The following is a 16,287-nucleotide window of genomic DNA, read 5'->3' on the forward strand; positions in this document are numbered from 1 at the left end:
CATCAGGGAGAATGTCTTGAACGAATCGAAAATCCAGAAAAACGAATCGATCCTGCTGCGCATCCTGTGGATGCTGTTGTTCGCCATCGTCTGGCAGGTCGCGGAGATTGTCCTGGCGGGTGTCGTGCTGGTGCAGTTGGGCTATCGTCTGATCTATGGGGCGCCCAGCGGCAGCCTGATGAACTTCGGTGACAGCCTGAGCCAGTTTCTGGCACAGATCGGGCGCTATGGCACTTTTCATAGCGACCAGAAGCCCTGGCCGTTCGCCGATTGGCCGACGCCTCGTGCTCCAGAGGGCGAGGCTGCGCATTATGTCGAGCCTGCGCCGCATCCGGTGCGCGATGAAGAGCCAAAACTGTGAAGGTCTGGGTACTGCGCCATGGAGAGGCGCAATCCCGGGCACGCAGCGATGCCGAGCGTGAACTGACGGCCCATGGCCGCGAAGAGGTGCTCAAGAGCGCCGTGCATCTGCAGGGCAAGCCGCTGCAACGAATCGTGGCCAGCCCTTACGTGCGGGCGCAACAGACTGCCGAACTGGTTCGTCATGCGCTAGGGTTCAGTGAGCCGATTGTGACCGTGCCCTGGCTGACACCCGACAGCGATCCCCGTCAGGTCCTGAGTCACCTTGATCTTCAGGCTGACGATGACGTCCTGTTGGTCAGTCATCAGCCTCTGGTCGGCGCATTGATCGGTTTGTTGGCACATGGCAGCTATCAGCATGCCCAGCCCATGAGTACCGCCAGCCTTGCCGAGCTGGAAGGCGAATTTGCAACGGCTGGAGGCATGACACTGCTGAGTGTCCGCCACGTCTGAATCACTGACGCATGTAGGAGCAACTTCAGTCGCGAGCCCCTTTCGCGAATGAATTCGCTCCCACACAGCATGATTGAGTGCATCTATAAAAAGGATCGAGCATGACCCTATGGCGTGAAACCCCCAATCTCGAAAGCCTCAATGCAGGTCAGAAGGACACCATTGGCGAAGTGCTGGATATTCGCTTTGACTCGTTCACCGACGATTCACTGACCGGCAGCATGGTGGTCGATCAGCGTACTCATCAGCCTTTTGGTCTGTTGCATGGCGGGGCGTCGGTGGTGCTGGCCGAATCCCTTGGGTCCGTGGCCAGTTTTCTTGTGGTCGACACCAGCAAGTTCTTCTGCGTGGGCCTGGAGGTCAATGCCAACCATTTGCGTGGTGTTCGTAGCGGGCGAGTGACGGGCGTTGTGCGTCCGGTTCATATCGGTCGCACGACCCATGTGTGGGATATCCGCATCAGTAACGAAGATGGCAAGCCGTGCTGCATCTCCCGCCTGACCGTCGCGGTCGTTCCTCATGGTCAGGAACCACCTGCACGTTGAATGCCGACACTCCGGCCAGTTCCATGGCCGGAGTGTCACCTTCGATGGCACTTCCAGGCGTTGCCGTACCTTTGGCGCAGTGCGCACAATCGCCACAGATTCAGCCATTGGATGCGCCGGCATGTCGCAACATATCTTCTTTGCTCACGCCAACGGTTTTCCGTCGGCGACCTACGGCAAACTGTTCACCGCGCTGGCGCCGGAGTACTCGGTTGCCCATCTGGAACAGCATGCCCATGACCCTCGTTTCCCGGTCGATGACAACTGGCTGAATCTGGTGGATGAACTGATCCATCACCTGCGCGAGCAGCCGGGGCCGGTCTGGGGTGTCGGGCATTCCCTGGGTGGCGTGCTGCACTTTCATGCGGCACTACGCTGTCCTGAGTTGTATCGTGGCGTGGTGATGCTCGACTCGCCGGTCCTGAGCCTGGTGGACCAATGGATGATCCGCGCCGCCAAGCGTTTTGGTTTCATCGACCGCATCACACCCGCAGGCCGTACTCTGGGGCGCCGTGAGGCCTTCAGCAATGCCCAGGCGGCTCGTGATTACTTCTCCAGCAAGACGCTGTTCCGCCGTTTCGATCCAGACTGTTTCGATGCCTATCTGCAACACGGCCTGCAAGCCGATGGCGAACAGTTGCGCCTGCGTTTCGATGCCGCCACGGAAATCAGCATCTATCGCAGTATCCCGCACACCAGCCCCAAGCCGTCGCGACAGCTCAGCGTGCCGTTGGCCATGGTGCGTGGCAAGCACAGCCGGGTGGTATTGCCGCATCATGGCTATCAGGCCAGACGCCTGCGTGACGGTGAATGCCTGTCGATGCCGGGCGGTCACATGTTCCCGCTGGAGCGGCCCACCGAGACGGCGCAGATGCTCAAATCATTGTTTACCCGTTGGGATGCCCGACGCATCGAGGTCACCGGCCCATGAGCCATGCAGTAGAAGAAGTTCGCCTGAGTCTTGGGCATATCGAGCTGGCTGCGCATCTGTTCGGCCCTGAAGATGGTCAGCCAGTGATCGCCTTGCATGGCTGGCTCGATAACGCCAACAGCTTTGCCCGACTGGCGCCCAGGCTTGAAGGCCTGCGCATCGTGGCGCTGGATCTGGCTGGTCACGGTCATTCCGATCATCGTCCGGCAGGCGCGAGCTACAATCTGGCGGATTACGTGTTTGATGTGCTGCAGGTGGCCGAGCAATTGGGCTGGCAGCGTTTTTCCCTGCTCGGGCACTCGCTGGGCGCGATTATCTCGGTGATTCTGGCGGCTTCGATGCCTGATCGGGTTCATCGTCTGGCCTTGATCGACGGGCTGCTGCCGCTGACCAGTGAGGCCGACGAAGCGGTGGATCGCATGCGGATGTCCATTCAGGCGCAACTGGCCTTGCCCGGCAAGAAAAAGTCGGTGTATCCGGATCAGGAGCGCGCCGTGGAAGTACGCATGAAAGGCATGGTGGCGGTCAGTCGTGAAGCGGCGCAATTGCTGGCCCAGCGCGGGCTCATGCCGGTTCCGGGCGGTTACACCTGGCGCAGCGACAGTCGCCTGACGCTGCCTTCGGCCGTTCGTTTCACTCAGCAGCAGGCCATGAGCTTTATCGACGGTATCCAGTGTCCGACACAATTGGTAATGGCTGAAGGCGGAATGCTGGCCAAGAACCGGGACCTGTTGTCGGGCCTGCCATTTCAGGTCTCGAGCTTGCCTGGCGGGCACCATCTGCATTTGAATGACGAGGCGGGCGCACGCTCTGTTGCAGACTGTTTCAATCGCTTTTTCGCTGCGTCTTGACTTGCAACAGGCAACTGTCGACGCTGCAAGGATTGAAACAGGAGTCAATCATGATGGACCAACCTATTGCCTTGTATATTCGCCTCAGCGGCGACGTTGCCCATTTCATTTCTCGCCTTGCAAGTCGATGAGAGCATCCATGCGTTTATCCAGTGCTCCATTTGTCATGTTGTGCGCTTCACTGTTCAGCGCCCTGGTGTCTGCCGCCGATGTGCCGGGTAGTCATGACCTGAATATCGTGCCGCGTCTGGCCGATGCGGAAATCGTCGATTACCGCCCAAGTGCTGATCTGGAGCGTATCTATCCCATGGGGTCTATCCGCAAGATCAGCGGCCAGTTGCGTTTTGATGGTCAGGTCAGCGCCCGCGGCAGTCTCACTTCGGTGACCTACCAGTTGCCTGCCGAGCACGCTTCCGACGAAGCGTTCACGGCTGCCCGTGAAGCCTTGCAGAAGCAAGGTGCCGAGCTGTTGTTCTGGTGTCAGGCCCGTGATTGCGGGGAAAGCAGCCTGTGGGCCAATGAGGTTTTCGGTAATTCCAAGCTTTATGGTGCCGATGACCGACAAGCCTATCTGCTGCTGCGACTGGCTGAGCCTGACAATGAAACCCTGGTGGCCTTGTACAGCATCACTCGCGGTAATCGCCGGGCTTATCTGCATGTAGAGCAATTCACGGCTGCCGCGCCTCTGGGTGAGTTGCTGCCGACATCCGCCACCTTGCTGCGTCAGCTCAGAAGCACCGGCAGGCTCGATATGCCAAGGCTGGGTGGCGAGCCGCAGGAGAGCTGGGTGACTTTGCTGTCCCGGGGGCTGAATCTGGACAGCACCTTGCGTGCGACGGTTTCGGGTGTTCATGCCGAAGCATGGCGTGAAGCACTGGTTGCCAAGGGCGTACGTGCGGCACGATTGGAGACGGGCAGTGTCGATAAAGCGGGTCTTGTCATTGAAGTGATCCGCTAGTCTTTGTACAAGACATTCGCTGTTCTTATTTTCATAGGTGCCCTCCATGTTCAATAACGACCGCCTGCTGGTGCAGATCCTGTTGTTGGTGCTGTTTGGTGCCTGTCTCTGGGTGATGGCGCCATTCTGGTCGGCACTGGTCTGGGGGGCTGTGCTGGCGTTCGCCAGTTGGCCGCTGATGCGTTTACTGACTCACTGGTTCAAGGGCCGTGAATCACTGGCCGCGTTGGCGATGAGCCTGTGCTGGATGTTGCTGGTGGCGGCACCGTTGGTCTGGCTGGGTTTCAACCTTGCCGATCATGTGCGGGACGCAACGGCGTTCATCAAGGATGTTCAGGTCGACGGGCTGCCTGATCCTCCGGGCTGGCTGGCAGGCATTCCGTTCGTGGGTGAGCGGCTGGTGGGCATCTGGAACACCATCGATCAGCAAGGCGCGGCATTCATGGCTGCCGCCCGGCCTTATCTGGGCGAAGTCGGCAACTGGTTGCTGGCCCGTAGTGCGCAGATCGGTGGCGGCATTCTCGAACTGACCCTGAGTATCGTGTTCGCTTTCTTCTTCTATCGCGACGGTCCAAGGCTTGCGGCTTTTGTGCTCAGCCTGCTGGAGCGCTTGATCGGCGACCGCGCCCAGTATTATCTGGATCTGGTTGCCGGTACGGTGCAACGGGTGGTCAATGGTGTGATCGGTACCGCCGCCGCCCAGGCAATCCTGGCCTTGATCGGCTTCCTGATCGCGGGTATTCCCGGTGCGCTGGTGCTGGGCATCCTGACGTTCGTCTTCAGCCTGATTCCCATGGGGCCGCCGCTGGTCTGGATACCGGCTACCGCCTGGCTGGTCTGGCAGGGCGAGTACGGCATGGCAGTGTTTCTCGGTCTTTGGGGCACCTTCATCATCAGTGGTGTCGACAACGTGCTCAAGCCGTACCTGATCAGCCGTGGCGGCAACCTGCCGTTGGTGATCGTCCTGCTGGGGGTATTCGGTGGTTTGCTGGCGTTTGGTTTTATCGGCCTGTTCATCGGTCCGACGCTGTTGGCGGTTGCCTACAGCCTGCTGACCGACTGGGTCGCCGGGGAAAAGATCATCAAGACCAAGCGAGAAGATCCCGCCGCGTGATGTGCATCAGCGGCGGTTCTCGTGTCAGGCAGCAGTGTCGAGGTATTTACCGATAGGCTTGCTGCCTTCGGTGTCATAACGCTCGCCCAATGCGGCAATCATCTTGCTCAAGGCCTGGGCGGCCACTTGATTGGCATTGGTCTGTTCGCTATTGCTGTTGCTCTGGCTCAGAGCCGTGGCCAGTTCGGTGGCGCTGATGCTGTCATCGCTGTCGGTATCCAGGGCGCTGAACAGGGCTGCGCTGTCAGTGCTGCCGACATTGGCATTCTGTGCAGGTGGCGGGCCGGCCGGTGGCTGTTGCGGTTGCAGGCTGGCTGTCAGTTCTTCAAGGCTGACGGTGCCGTCTTCGTTGGTGTCCAGAGCATCGAACACTTTGGTGCTGTCGGCAGTGCTGCCCGCATTGGTCAGGCCAGTGGTCAGCTCGTCACTGTTGATCGAGCCATCGCCGTCAGTGTCCAGCGAACCGAGCAAGTCTTCGGCTATATCCGTGGCAGGTGGAGGCGGCGGTGGTGTCAGGGCTGCCAGCTCATCGGCATCCAGGCTGTCATCATCGTTACTGTCCAGGCTGCTGAACGCTTCGCTCAGGCTGACGGTAATTCCATCTTTCTTGTCGGAGGAGAGCGCCGAGCTCAGTTCGTCCTTGTTGATGCTGCCATCACCGTCGGTATCGAGCTTGGCCAGCAACTCTTCCTGAAACTTCTTGCTGTTTGTGCTTGAAGTCAAACTGCTTGAGCTGGTGTAGCTCGAATAACTACTGCTGATACCACTGATCATTGGGCTGACTCCCATGAGGTTGATAGGTCCGATGGCGGTGCACCGGCTTATGAAGCCTCAGGGCGTCAGTTGTCGTGGGGATGTGGGATTTGTATCGGGCGGGATACGCGCTCGTCAGGCCCGTGGCAGATCGAGTACGACCGTCAGGCCACCGCCGGGCGTCTCTGTCAGGTACAGCTCGCCGCCCATGCGCCAGGCTGCCTCGCGGGCGATGGTCATGCCCATGCCGACGCCGCCGGAGTTGCGATTGCGCGAGCCTTCCAGGCGATAGAAGGGCTCGAATACCGTCTCGTGAAACTCGGGCGCAATACCCGGCCCGCGGTCGATGACCGAAATCTTCACGCGACTGGCCTGATCCTGAATATCGATGTTCACACTGCCTGCATAGCGCAGCGCATTGTCGATCAGGTTATGCAGGCAGGAACGCAACGCCATCGGTTGCGTCTTGAGTGGCTTGCACTGCCCCTGGTATTGCACGTCATCACCGTTGTCCTGAGCGTTCTCGGCCAGGGACTCGATCAGTGCCTGCAGGTCGAGCTGTTGCAGTTCTTCACTCTTGCGATGCTCATTCAGGTAGCTCAGGGTGGCGTCGAGCATGTTGATCATGTCGTCCAGATCCTGAGTCATCTGGCCATGGAGTTTGGGGTCTTCGATTTTTTCGACACGCAGTTTCAGGCGTGAAAGTGGTGTGCGCAGGTCGTGGGAGACGGCTGCCAGCATGCGTCCGCGCTGCTGCATCTGCTCGCGAATCTTTTGCTGCATCAGGTTGAAGGTGTGAGCCGCATTGCGAGCCTCCCTGGGGCCGGTCAGCTCCAGGGGCGGGCTGTCGAGGTTTTCACTGAGGCGTTCGGCCGCTTCGCTCATGCGTTGCACAGGACGGCTCAGGGCCTTGGCCCCATACCAGGCGGCGATGACCAGCGTGATCAACTGAAAGCCCATGACTGTCAGAGGCCCCCGCCAGAATGATGGCCTGCGAGGGACGCGCTCCTGAGAAGTGCCGTTGGCGTCCTGCTGAGCGAAGGGCGGTGCCTCCCTTGGCGGTGGCGGGCCGTATTGCGTGAACCAGATGAATGCCAATACATGCCCGAGCAGGATCGCAATCAGCGCTCCACCGAACAATCGTGCAAAAAGTGTATCGGCTGATCTTATCAAGCGAGTTCCCTGGCATCGAAAAGGTAGCCTTCGCCGCGCACCGTCTTGATCAGTTGGGGATTCTTGGGATCGTCCCCCAGCTTCTGGCGCAGGCGCGAGACCAGCAGATCGATGCTGCGGTCGAAGGCCTCAATGGAGCGGCCGCGGGCGGCATCGAGCAGTTGCTCGCGGCTGAGCACGCGATGAGGGCGTTCCAGAAATACCCGCAACAGACGGAATTCGGCGTTGGAGAGCGGAACTACCAGGCCATCTGCGGCGATCAACTGACGCAGGACGCTGTTCAGGCGCCAGGCATCGAAACGTACGGTGGTGCGCTGCTCGCTGCGCTCGTCGCGCACCCGGCGCAAGACTGTCTGGATACGAGCGACCAGTTCGCGAGGCTCGAAGGGCTTTGCCATGTAGTCGTCGGCACCCAGCTCCAGCCCGATGATACGGTCGGTGGGTTCGCAACGGGCGGTGAGCATCAGGATCGGAATATCCGACGTGCTGCGCAGCCAGCGACACAGCGACAGACCGTCTTCGCCGGGCAGCATCAGGTCCAGCACCACGACATCAAAGGTTTCCTCGGCCAGGGCCTGACGCATCTGTGTGCCGTCGGTAACGCCTTTGGACTGGATGTTGAAGCGGGACAGGTAATCGCAGAGCAGTTCACGAATGGCCACATCATCATCGACGATCAATGCGCGGATATTCCAACGCTGTTCTGGTGACGAGTTATCGGTATTGCTGTCGGGGATTGCTTGCATAGTGCGACTGCTGCCTTGTGATGCCGCCATCACTGGCCGCTATTGAAGATCAACGCTCCCGTCATGCTACTTCGCCACGGGACGCGGCGAAAGGGTGTCGCGGGAGAATGTCGTGGGCATGTCGTGAATGTATTCAAGTTGGTACAAATCCCCAAGGCCCCTCCCACAAGTGACATCTATGCCTTAACCGATCGGGATTACTTCTAAAGAGTCGGCATTCTTTACGCCGTCTTTACGCCCCTCGCTACCTGTCGCTCTCGTTCCTTTACGCCTCTGCTGAGGACAATTGCTCCCAAGCGGCAACCGCCGTAGCGACGGAGAATCTTGATGAGCGTTCTGGATGGGGTGTCACTGCTGTTGGCAGTCGGGCTGTTCATTTACTTGCTGGTTGCGCTGTTGCGCGCAGGCCGGAACTAGGAGCTGCCATGCACAGTTATGACTACCTGCTGATTCTGGCTTTTCTGGTGCTGGTCGTATTGCCCGCGCCCTTGCTGGGGCGTTTCTACTATCGGGTGGTGGAAGGCGAGCGCACCTGGCTCAGCCCGCTGCTGAGGCCGGTGGAAAATATCTGTTATCGCCTGTCGGGCATCGACCCCAAGGTCGAGCAGAACTGGAAGGCTTACCTATGGGCCTTGCTGGCCTTCAACCTGGCCGGTTTCGTGCTGCTGTTCGCCATGTTGCTGGGGCAGGGCGCCTTGCCACTCAACCCGCAGCAATTGCCGGGGATGGAATGGTCGCTGGCGTTCAACACTGCAATGAGTTTCGTCACCAACACCAACTGGCAAAGCTATAGCGGCGAAGCGTCGCTCAGTTACCTGAGCCAGATGGTCGGCCTGACCGTGCAGAACTTTGTCAGCGCTGCCACGGGGATTGCCGTGTTGCTGGCGTTCTGTCGCGGCATCAGCCGTCGCTCCACAGAAAACCTCGGCAACTTCTGGACCGACATGACCCGCGTCACTCTGTACGGCCTGTTGCCGCTGTGTATCGTGCTGGCCCTGTTGCTGGTCTGGCAGGGCGTACCGCAAAGCTTTGCCCACTATATCGATGCCGTCACCTTGCAGGGCGCCGATCAAAGCCTGCCCATGGGGCCTGCTGCAAGCCAGATCGCGATCAAGCAACTGGGCACCAACGGTGGCGGCTTCTTTGGCGTGAACTCGGCGCACCCGTTCGAGAACCCGACCGCCTTGAGCAACCTGCTGCAACTGGTGTCGATCCTGCTGATTCCGGCTGCGCTGGTGTTCACTTTCGGGCATTACGTCAAGGACATGCGCCAGAGCCGCGCCATCATGGCCTGCATGCTGATCATGCTGCTGATCGGCGGTGCTGTTTCGCTGTGGGCCGAGTATCAGCCCAACCCGGCGCTGAACATTGCCGGTGTCGAGCAGACCGCGCCGCTCGAAGGCAAGGAAAGCCGTTTCGGCACCACTGCTACTGTGCTCTGGGCGACGGCGACCACTGCCGCGTCGAACGGCTCGGTCAATGCCATGCATGACAGCCTCAACCCGCTGACCGGCATGGTCGCGCTGGTCAACATGATGGTCGGTGAGGTGATCTTCGGCGGCGTCGGTGTCGGCCTCAACGGCATGCTGCTTAACGTGCTGATCGCCGTCTTCCTGGCCGGCCTGATGATTGGCCGCACCCCGGAATACCTGGGCAAGAAGCTGCAAGCGACAGAAATCCGCCTGCTGGTCGCGACCCTGTTGGTCATGCCTGTCGGTGTGCTGGTGCTCGGTGCCGTGGCTGCCAGCCTGCCAGGGCCGCTGGCTTCAGTGAGCAACCCTGGCCCGCACGGTTTCAGTCAGTTGCTGTATGCCTACACCTCGGCCACGGCCAACAACGGCTCGGCGTTCGGCGGTTTCAGTGCCAATACCGTGTTCCACAACCTGATGCTCAGCGTGGCGATGTTCCTGGGACGTTTCGGTTACATCGTGCCGGTCCTGGCACTGGCGGGCAGCCTCGCGATGAAAAAGGCCGCGCCACAGGGCCTGAACAGCTTCCCGACCCACGGCCCGCTTTTCGTGACCTTGCTGACAGTGACCATTTTGCTGGTCGGTGGCCTGACCTTCCTGCCAACCCTGGCACTTGGGCCGATTGCCGAACATTTGAGCCTGGGCTTCTGAGGAGCCGATGATGAATATGCAGATTCCAGTGACAAAGCCGTCTGAAGCGCCAGCAGTGGCCGAGTCGGCAAAAACCAGCTTCTCGTCGTTGTGGCGTGGTGCGCTGGTTCAAGCCTTCGTCAAGCTCGATCCCCGCCAACTGGCTCGTTCGCCGGTGATGCTGGTAGTGGAACTGACCGCAATCCTGACAACCATCCTGTGCCTGATTCCCGATCCGGCCGTGCCCACGGGTGTGGCGGTGCAGATCGCCCTGTGGCTGTGGTTCACCGTGCTGTTCGCCAACTTTGCCGAAGCCCTGGCCGAAGGACGCGGCAAGGCGCGTGCCGACAGCCTCAAGGCGGGCAGCGAAGGGCTCAAGGCGCGGCGTCGCGATGAGTCCGGCGCGTTCAGCATGGTCAATGCCAGCGCCTTGCGTAAAGGCGATGTGGTGCGCGTCGAGGCCGGGGAAATGATTCCTGGCGACGGTGAAGTCATCGAAGGGATTGCAGCGGTCAACGAAGCGGCGATTACCGGTGAATCGGCTCCGGTCATCCGTGAGTCCGGCGGCGACCGTTCGGCCGTGACCGGCAATACCCGGCTGGTGTCCGACTGGCTGCTGATAAAGATCAGCACCAACCCCGGCGAATCGACCCTGGACCGCATGATTGCCCTGGTCGAAGGTGCCAAACGCCAGAAGACGCCCAATGAAGTGGCGCTGGATATCCTGCTGATCGGCCTGACCTTGATCTTCCTGCTGGTGGTCGTGACCTTGCAGCCGTTCGCCCACTTTGCTGGTGGCAGCCTGCCGCTGGTGTTTCTGGTGGCACTGCTGGTGACATTGATCCCGACCACTATCGGCGGCCTGCTGTCGGCCATCGGTATCGCCGGCATGGACCGGCTGGTACGCCTCAATGTCATCGCCAAGTCCGGGCGTGCAGTGGAAGCGGCCGGTGATGTGCATGTGCTGTTGCTGGACAAGACCGGCACCATCACTTTCGGCAACCGTCGTTGCAGTGCGCTGTACGCCGCCACAGGCGTGACGGCCAGGGAAATGAGCGACGGCACCTTGCTGGCGTCGCTGGCCGATGACACCGCCGAAGGCAAATCCATCGTCGAATACCTGCGTAACCTGCATCCGATTACCGAGCCAAAACCTTCGGAACTGACGGCTGTGCCTTTCAGCGCCGAAACCCGTTTGTCTGGCGTGGATTATCAGGGCCACCAGTACCGCAAGGGTGCCGTGGATTCACTGCTGGCCTTCGTGGACTTGCAACGTCGCGACCTGCCTGCGGCTCTGGCCCGGGAAATCGACAAGATCGCCAAGACCGGTGGTACGCCATTGCTGGTGTGTGTCGACAAGAAACTGCTGGGCGCCATCCACCTCAAGGATGTGGTCAAGCCGGGCATTCGTGAGCGCTTCGCCGAACTGCGCAAGCTGGGGATTCGCACCGTGATGGTCACGGGTGACAACCCGCTGACCGCTGCGGCGATTGCCGCCGAAGCCGGTGTGGACGATGTGCTGGCCGAAGCGACGCCGGAGAAGAAGCTGGAGCGTATTCGCGCCGAGCAGAACGAAGGGCGTCTGGTAGCGATGTGCGGGGACGGCGCCAACGATGCACCGGCACTGGCTCAGGCGGACGTCGGCATGGCGATGAACGATGGCACCCAGGCGGCACGGGAAGCAGCGAACATGGTCGATCTGGACAGCGATCCGACCAAGTTGCTGGATGTGGTGCAGATCGGCAAGGAACTGCTGGTGACGCGCGGTGCGCTGACGACCTTTTCCATCGCCAACGATATCGCCAAATACTTCGCGATCCTGCCAGCCCTGTTCGCTGCGATCTATCCGCAACTGGGCGTGCTGAACATCATGCAACTGGCCAGCCCGCAAAGCGCGATTGTCTCGGCCATCGTCTTCAACGCCTTGATCATCGTGTTGCTGATCCCGCTGGCCCTGCGCGGCGTTCGGGTCCAGGCCGCCAGCGCGGCTCATCTGCTGCGCCGCAACCTGCTGATCTATGGCGTGGGCGGGATCATCGTGCCATTCGTGGGCATCAAGTTGATCGACATGCTGCTGGTTGGATTGGGGCTGGTGTAACTGACCCAGTCCGTAGGAGCGAATTCATTCGCGAAAGACCGATGCTGTATGGAATACCGCTTTCGCGAACAAGTTCGCTCCTACAAAAAGCGTTGCAACTCACTATGAGGAACTGATGATGTCCACTGTATTACGCCCGGCCTTGAGCCTGATTGTATTGATGACTGTGCTGACCGGTGTGGCTTATCCATTGGCGGTGACAGGTGTTGCTCAGGTGGCCTTCCCCGAGCAGGCCAATGGCAGCCTGGTGTACGACGCCAGCGGCAAGGTGCAGGGTTCGCAACTGATTGCCCAGGCCTTCAGCGGTGATGAATGGTTCCAGCCGCGTCCTTCGGCCGGTGCCTTCGCCACGGTTTCCAGCAGCGCGAGCAATCTGTCACCGAGCAACCCGGCTCTGGCGACGCGGGTCACTGACGATGCCGCGAAACTGGCGGTTTCGGGGCAGGGCGCGGTGCCTCTGGCTTTGCTGACCACTTCCGGCAGCGGTCTTGATCCGCACCTGCCGCCGTCTGCCGTGGCCTATCAGGCCGCACGAGTCGCGGCGGCGCGCAAACTGCCGTTGGCGCAGGTAGAGGCCCTGATCGAGGCCAATACCGAGCGTTCCCTGATTGGCCCTCCGGTGGTCAATGTGCTGAACTTGAATCGTGGCCTGAATCAGTTAACGTCTGCACAACATCAGGCACAACTTTGAGTGAGTAGTAACAACCATGAGTGATTCCGGCCGTGCCGATGCCTTGTTAGCCGATATGCCCAGAGCCGGGCGTGGGCGTTTGAAAGTGTTTCTGGGCGCTGCGCCCGGCGTCGGCAAGACCTACGCCATGCTGCAGGCCGCCCATGGCCAGTTGCGTCAGGGCGTGAGGGTGCTTGCCGGTGTGGTCGAAACCCATGGTCGCGCAGAAACCGAAGCGTTACTGGGCGGTTTGCCGCAACAGCCTTTGCTGCGCTCGCAATATCGGGGCGTGACACTGGAGGAAATGGATCTCGACGGCCTGCTCAAACAGCGCCCGGAACTGGCGCTGGTGGACGAGCTGGCCCACAGCAACGCGCCGGGCAGTCGCCACGCCAAACGCTGGCAGGACATTCAGGAACTGCTGGCGGCGGGTATCAATGTCTACACCACCGTCAATGTCCAGCATCTGGAAAGCCTCAACGATCAGGTGCGCGGCATTACCGGTGTGCAGGTGCGCGAAACCCTGCCCGACTGGGTGTTGCAGGAGGCCTATGAGCTGGTGCTGATCGACCTGCCGCCCCGTGAACTGCTGGAGCGCCTGCGCGACGGCAAGGTCTATGTGCCGGAACAGGCGCGGGCGGCCATCGATGCATTCTTTACCCAGACCAACCTTACGGCCTTGCGCGAACTGGCGATGCAGACGGCTGCGGCACAGGTCGATAACGACCTTGCCCAAGGCTACCGCCAGTTGGGGCAGGACGCGCCAGCCGTACGCGGTCGGTTGCTGGTCTGTGTGGATGGCGACATCCATGCCGAGCGTCTGGTCCGCCATGCCAGCCGCGTTGCGCAGCGTCGGCATCTGCCCTGGACGCTGGTGCATGTCGATAATGGCCGGCCTTTTGACGAACAGTCCCGCGCCCGTTTGCAGCGAGCCCAGCAACTGGCCGAGCGGCTTGGGGGTGAAGTGGTGCAATTGCGCGCCGGCGAGGTGGCCAGAACCCTGATTCAGCATGCGGCCGAGCGCCGGGCCAGCGTGGTTCTGGTCGGTCAGTCGCAACCGCGCTTGCGTCGTCGGTTGTTCGGCGGTGGCGTTGCCGAGCGTCTGTTACGCGAAGCCCATGGCCTTGAAATCAGTGTGCTGGACAGCGAGCCGCTGCCGGATCAGCCACGGGTTCGCTCGTCCCGCTCTGCGCCGTGGTTCGACTACTTCCTGGCCCTGATGGCGACATTATTGGCCAGTGCCCTGGCCTGGGCGGTGTCGAACGTACTGGATTTGCCGAATATCTCGCTGGTGTTTCTGGCCGCCGTCCTGCTGGTAGCGATCCGTACCAGTGTGGGGCCGTCATTGGCCTGCTCGGTGTTGTCGTTCCTGGCCTATGACTTTCTGTTCATGCCGCCAAGTTTTTCCCTGACCATCCAGCGCGAAGAGGACGTGCTGACCTTGCTGTTCTTCCTGCTGATGTCTGCCCTGACCGGCAACCTGGCTGCTCGTCAGCGCCGGCAACTGGAAGCCCTGCGCGACACTCAGGAGCAGACCAGCGAGTTGCTGGATCTGTCCCGCAAGATGACCGCCGCGACGGATCGGCAAGCTGTGCTCAGTGCCGCCGAGCATCATTTGAATGGCTGGCAAGAACTGCAAGTCTGCCTGCTGGATCGTGACGGGCAGGGCGGCTGGAAACTCAGCGACGATATTGCTCCGTTGTCCGAACCGGAGCGTGCAGCGGCAGACTGGGCCTGGCAGCATGATCAGGCGGCGGGCTATGGCACCGGCACCTTGCCGTCCGGTCGCTGGTGGTGGTGGCCATTGTCCGGTGAAAACGGGCCGCTGGCCTTGCTGGGCGTGTGCCCTCGCGACGGCCAGGAATTCACCGCCCAGCGTCGCCGTCTGTTGATCGCTCTCAGTCAGCCGCTGGCTCAGGCGCTGGCCCGTGCGCGACTGGCCGAGGATCTGGAAGCGGCGCGTCTGCATGGTGAAACTGAACAACTGCGCAGCGCCTTGCTGGCTTCGGTGTCCCATGACTTGCGCACGCCCCTGACCTCAATGCGCGGCAGTATCGACAGCCTGCTGGCGCTGGGCGAAGCCATTTCTCTGGAGGATCGCCGCGAGTTGCTGGAAGGCACGCGGGACGAGGCCGAGCGTCTGGATCGCTATATTCAGAACCTGCTGGACATGACCCGGCTGGGACACGGCGCATTGAAGCTGGCGCGTGACTGGGTTTCGCCCGGCGATATCGTCGGCAGTGCCCTCAGTCGCTTGCGCGCGGTCATGGCGCCTTTGCAGGTCGAAGCGCAGGTGTCTGCCGAACTGCCGCTGCTGTATGTGCATGCCGCGCTGATCGAGCAGGCGCTGGTCAATGTGCTGGAGAACGCAGCGCGGTTTTCGCCACTCAATGGCCGCTTGCAGGTCACGGTCACGGTGGAGAGCGACGAACTGGTATTTGCGGTCAGCGATGAGGGGCCGGGGATTCCCGAGAGCGAGCGGGCGAAGATTTTCGACATGTTCTACACCGCTGCCCGTGGTGATCGTGGCGGGCAGGGCACGGGACTGGGGCTGGCGATCTGTCAGGGCATGGTCGGTGCCCATGGCGGACGTGTCAGCGTCGGCGCGGGCATTGACGGGCAGGGAACCAGCATCACCTTGCACCTGCCACTGCAAGCCCAGCCTGAAGCAGAAACGGAGTCGTTGTCTTGAGGACGCTTTACGTTAGGCTTATGGCCCACTCGGCCATTGCACACCCAGGGACATCATGAGTCAGACCGCGACCATTCTGGTGATCGACGACGAGCCGCAGATCCGCAAGTTCCTGCGCATCAGCCTCGTGTCGCAGGGGTACAAAGTACTTGAAGCGGCAACCGGCACCGACGGCCTGAGCCAGGCTGCGCTGAGCAAGCCTGACTTGCTGGTGCTCGACCTCGGTTTGCCGGATATGGACGGTCAACAGGTGCTGAGCGAGTTTCGCGAGTGGTCGAGTGTGCCGGTGCTGGTGCTTTCCGTACGTGCCAGCGAAGTGCAGAAGGTCCAGGCGCTGGATGCCGGGGCCAACGATTATGTGACCAAACCGTTTGGTATCCAGGAGTTTTTGGCCAGGGTTCGTGCGTTGCTGCGTCAGGTGCCGGCCGGTGATAAACCGGAAGCGGCAGTCAATATCGGCCCGCTGACGGTGGACCTGGCCTATCGGCGCGTGCTGCTTGAGGGCGTCGAGGTATCGCTGACCCGCAAGGAGTACGCGGTGCTGGCGCAACTGGCGCGTTATCCGGGACGGGTCATCACCCAGCAGCAATTGCTCAAGGATATCTGGGGGCCGACTCATACCGAGGACAGCCACTATTTGCGGATCGTGGTAGGGCACCTGCGCCAGAAACTGGCCGATGACCCTACCGCCCCGCGCTTTATCGTGACCGAAGCGGGTGTCGGATACCGCCTGATGAGCGCCTGACCCAGTAGGAGCGAATTCATTCGCGAGAGGCCGATACATCCAAAGAAAATGGTTCGCCTGAAATGCCGTCTCGCGAATAAATTCGCTCCTACATCATCC

Annotated in this window: 16 protein-coding genes; 13 read left to right on the forward strand and 3 right to left on the reverse strand. The window is 60.8% G+C overall.

Translation table 11 applies throughout. The features are described 5' to 3' along the window. Positions 1-16 precede the first annotated feature (16 nt). The 7 genes from Q6A51_RS18140 (at position 17) to Q6A51_RS18170 (ending at position 5,212) form a co-directional block, all read left to right on the forward strand. Complete coding sequence (locus tag Q6A51_RS18140) at positions 17-361, forward strand: DUF4389 domain-containing protein (RefSeq protein WP_201002515.1); 345 nt, start codon at positions 17-19, stop codon at positions 359-361. Continuing rightward, entirely contained in the window at positions 358-813 is a 456-nt protein-coding gene (sixA, locus tag Q6A51_RS18145; protein ID WP_201020623.1) for a phosphohistidine phosphatase SixA, read from the forward strand. The genes Q6A51_RS18140 and sixA overlap by 4 nt, the downstream gene beginning before the upstream one ends. A gap of 101 nt (positions 814-914) precedes the next feature. Beyond that, on the forward strand, positions 915-1,358 hold the full coding sequence (locus tag Q6A51_RS18150; RefSeq protein ID WP_304575407.1) for a hotdog fold thioesterase: 444 nt from the start codon (positions 915-917) through the stop codon (positions 1,356-1,358). A gap of 121 nt (positions 1,359-1,479) precedes the next feature. After that, positions 1,480-2,289: an alpha/beta fold hydrolase gene (locus Q6A51_RS18155; protein ID WP_304575408.1), complete on the forward strand. Its 810-nt coding sequence runs from the start codon at positions 1,480-1,482 to the stop codon at positions 2,287-2,289. Then, entirely contained in the window at positions 2,286-3,140 is an 855-nt protein-coding gene (locus Q6A51_RS18160) for an alpha/beta fold hydrolase (RefSeq protein WP_304575409.1), read from the forward strand. Before Q6A51_RS18155 ends, Q6A51_RS18160 begins: the two co-directional genes overlap by 4 nt. A 127-nt stretch (positions 3,141-3,267) precedes the next feature. After that, the gene (locus tag Q6A51_RS18165) at positions 3,268-4,098 is read left to right on the forward strand and encodes a DUF4892 domain-containing protein (RefSeq protein ID WP_374005010.1); all 831 of its coding nucleotides are present in this window, start codon (positions 3,268-3,270) and stop codon (positions 4,096-4,098) included. Between the two features lie 46 nt (positions 4,099-4,144). Beyond that, complete coding sequence (locus Q6A51_RS18170; protein ID WP_201020618.1) at positions 4,145-5,212, forward strand: AI-2E family transporter; 1,068 nt, start codon at positions 4,145-4,147, stop codon at positions 5,210-5,212. A gap of 24 nt (positions 5,213-5,236) precedes the next feature. On the opposite strand, the gene xopAW is transcribed toward Q6A51_RS18170, so the two are convergent. From xopAW to Q6A51_RS18185, 3 genes are all read right to left on the reverse strand, one after another. After that, complete coding sequence (gene xopAW, locus Q6A51_RS18175) at positions 5,237-5,986, reverse strand: XopAW family type III secretion system calcium-binding effector (protein WP_304575410.1); 750 nt, start codon at positions 5,984-5,986, stop codon at positions 5,237-5,239. Positions 5,987-6,100: 114 nt separating this feature from the next. Continuing rightward, positions 6,101-7,138 carry a sensor histidine kinase gene (locus Q6A51_RS18180; RefSeq protein WP_304575411.1) on the reverse strand — a complete coding sequence of 346 codons (1,038 nt, stop codon included), beginning with the start codon at positions 7,136-7,138 and terminating at the stop codon, positions 6,101-6,103. After that, a complete protein-coding gene (locus Q6A51_RS18185; protein WP_201020616.1) occupies positions 7,135-7,884 on the reverse strand; it encodes a response regulator in 750 nt (249 codons plus the stop codon). The genes Q6A51_RS18180 and Q6A51_RS18185 overlap by 4 nt, the downstream gene beginning before the upstream one ends. Positions 7,885-8,211: 327 nt before the next feature. Between Q6A51_RS18185 and kdpF the strand changes: the two genes are divergently transcribed. From kdpF to Q6A51_RS18215, 6 genes are all read left to right on the forward strand, one after another. Then, positions 8,212-8,301, forward strand: coding sequence for a K(+)-transporting ATPase subunit F (gene kdpF, locus Q6A51_RS18190; protein WP_074569008.1), 90 nt, complete (start codon positions 8,212-8,214; stop codon positions 8,299-8,301). An 8-nt stretch (positions 8,302-8,309) separates the two neighbouring features. Next, a complete protein-coding gene (gene kdpA, locus Q6A51_RS18195; RefSeq protein WP_304575412.1) occupies positions 8,310-10,004 on the forward strand; it encodes a potassium-transporting ATPase subunit KdpA in 1,695 nt (564 codons plus the stop codon). Between the two features lie 10 nt (positions 10,005-10,014). Beyond that, a complete protein-coding gene (gene kdpB / locus Q6A51_RS18200; RefSeq protein WP_201002493.1) occupies positions 10,015-12,081 on the forward strand; it encodes a potassium-transporting ATPase subunit KdpB in 2,067 nt (688 codons plus the stop codon). Positions 12,082-12,199: 118 nt separating this feature from the next. Beyond that, positions 12,200-12,772 carry a potassium-transporting ATPase subunit KdpC gene (gene kdpC, locus Q6A51_RS18205; RefSeq protein WP_304575413.1) on the forward strand — a complete coding sequence of 191 codons (573 nt, stop codon included), beginning with the start codon at positions 12,200-12,202 and terminating at the stop codon, positions 12,770-12,772. 16 nt (positions 12,773-12,788) lie between these two features. After that, on the forward strand, positions 12,789-15,443 hold the full coding sequence (locus Q6A51_RS18210; RefSeq protein ID WP_201020613.1) for a sensor histidine kinase: 2,655 nt from the start codon (positions 12,789-12,791) through the stop codon (positions 15,441-15,443). A 55-nt stretch (positions 15,444-15,498) separates the two neighbouring features. Beyond that, the gene (locus Q6A51_RS18215; RefSeq protein WP_304575414.1) at positions 15,499-16,188 is read left to right on the forward strand and encodes a response regulator; all 690 of its coding nucleotides are present in this window, start codon (positions 15,499-15,501) and stop codon (positions 16,186-16,188) included. Positions 16,189-16,287: the final 99 nt, after the last annotated feature.

Source organism: Pseudomonas serbiensis, assembly GCF_030580745.1.
In the GTDB taxonomy this organism is placed as follows: Bacteria; Pseudomonadota; Gammaproteobacteria; order Pseudomonadales; family Pseudomonadaceae; genus Aquipseudomonas; species Aquipseudomonas serbiensis.

Excerpts from the sequence above, each read along its gene's own strand:
- Q6A51_RS18150 (WP_304575407.1), top strand. The coding sequence starts at position 915 with ATGACCCTATGGCGTGAAACCCCCAATCTCGAAAGCCTCAATGCAGGT.
- Q6A51_RS18155 (WP_304575408.1), top strand. The coding sequence starts at position 1,480 with ATGTCGCAACATATCTTCTTTGCTCACGCCAACGGTTTTCCGTCGGCG.
- Q6A51_RS18160 (WP_304575409.1), top strand. The coding sequence starts at position 2,286 with ATGAGCCATGCAGTAGAAGAAGTTCGCCTGAGTCTTGGGCATATCGAG.
- Q6A51_RS18165 (WP_374005010.1), top strand. The coding sequence starts at position 3,268 with ATGAGAGCATCCATGCGTTTATCCAGTGCTCCATTTGTCATGTTGTGC.
- Q6A51_RS18170 (WP_201020618.1), top strand. The coding sequence starts at position 4,145 with ATGTTCAATAACGACCGCCTGCTGGTGCAGATCCTGTTGTTGGTGCTG.
- xopAW (WP_304575410.1), bottom strand. The coding sequence starts at position 5,986 with ATGATCAGTGGTATCAGCAGTAGTTATTCGAGCTACACCAGCTCAAGC.
- Q6A51_RS18185 (WP_201020616.1), bottom strand. The coding sequence starts at position 7,884 with ATGCAAGCAATCCCCGACAGCAATACCGATAACTCGTCACCAGAACAG.
- kdpF (WP_074569008.1), top strand. The coding sequence starts at position 8,212 with ATGAGCGTTCTGGATGGGGTGTCACTGCTGTTGGCAGTCGGGCTGTTC.
- kdpA (WP_304575412.1), top strand. The coding sequence starts at position 8,310 with ATGCACAGTTATGACTACCTGCTGATTCTGGCTTTTCTGGTGCTGGTC.
- kdpB (WP_201002493.1), top strand. The coding sequence starts at position 10,015 with ATGAATATGCAGATTCCAGTGACAAAGCCGTCTGAAGCGCCAGCAGTG.
- kdpC (WP_304575413.1), top strand. The coding sequence starts at position 12,200 with ATGTCCACTGTATTACGCCCGGCCTTGAGCCTGATTGTATTGATGACT.
- Q6A51_RS18210 (WP_201020613.1), top strand. The coding sequence starts at position 12,789 with ATGAGTGATTCCGGCCGTGCCGATGCCTTGTTAGCCGATATGCCCAGA.
- Q6A51_RS18215 (WP_304575414.1), top strand. The coding sequence starts at position 15,499 with ATGAGTCAGACCGCGACCATTCTGGTGATCGACGACGAGCCGCAGATC.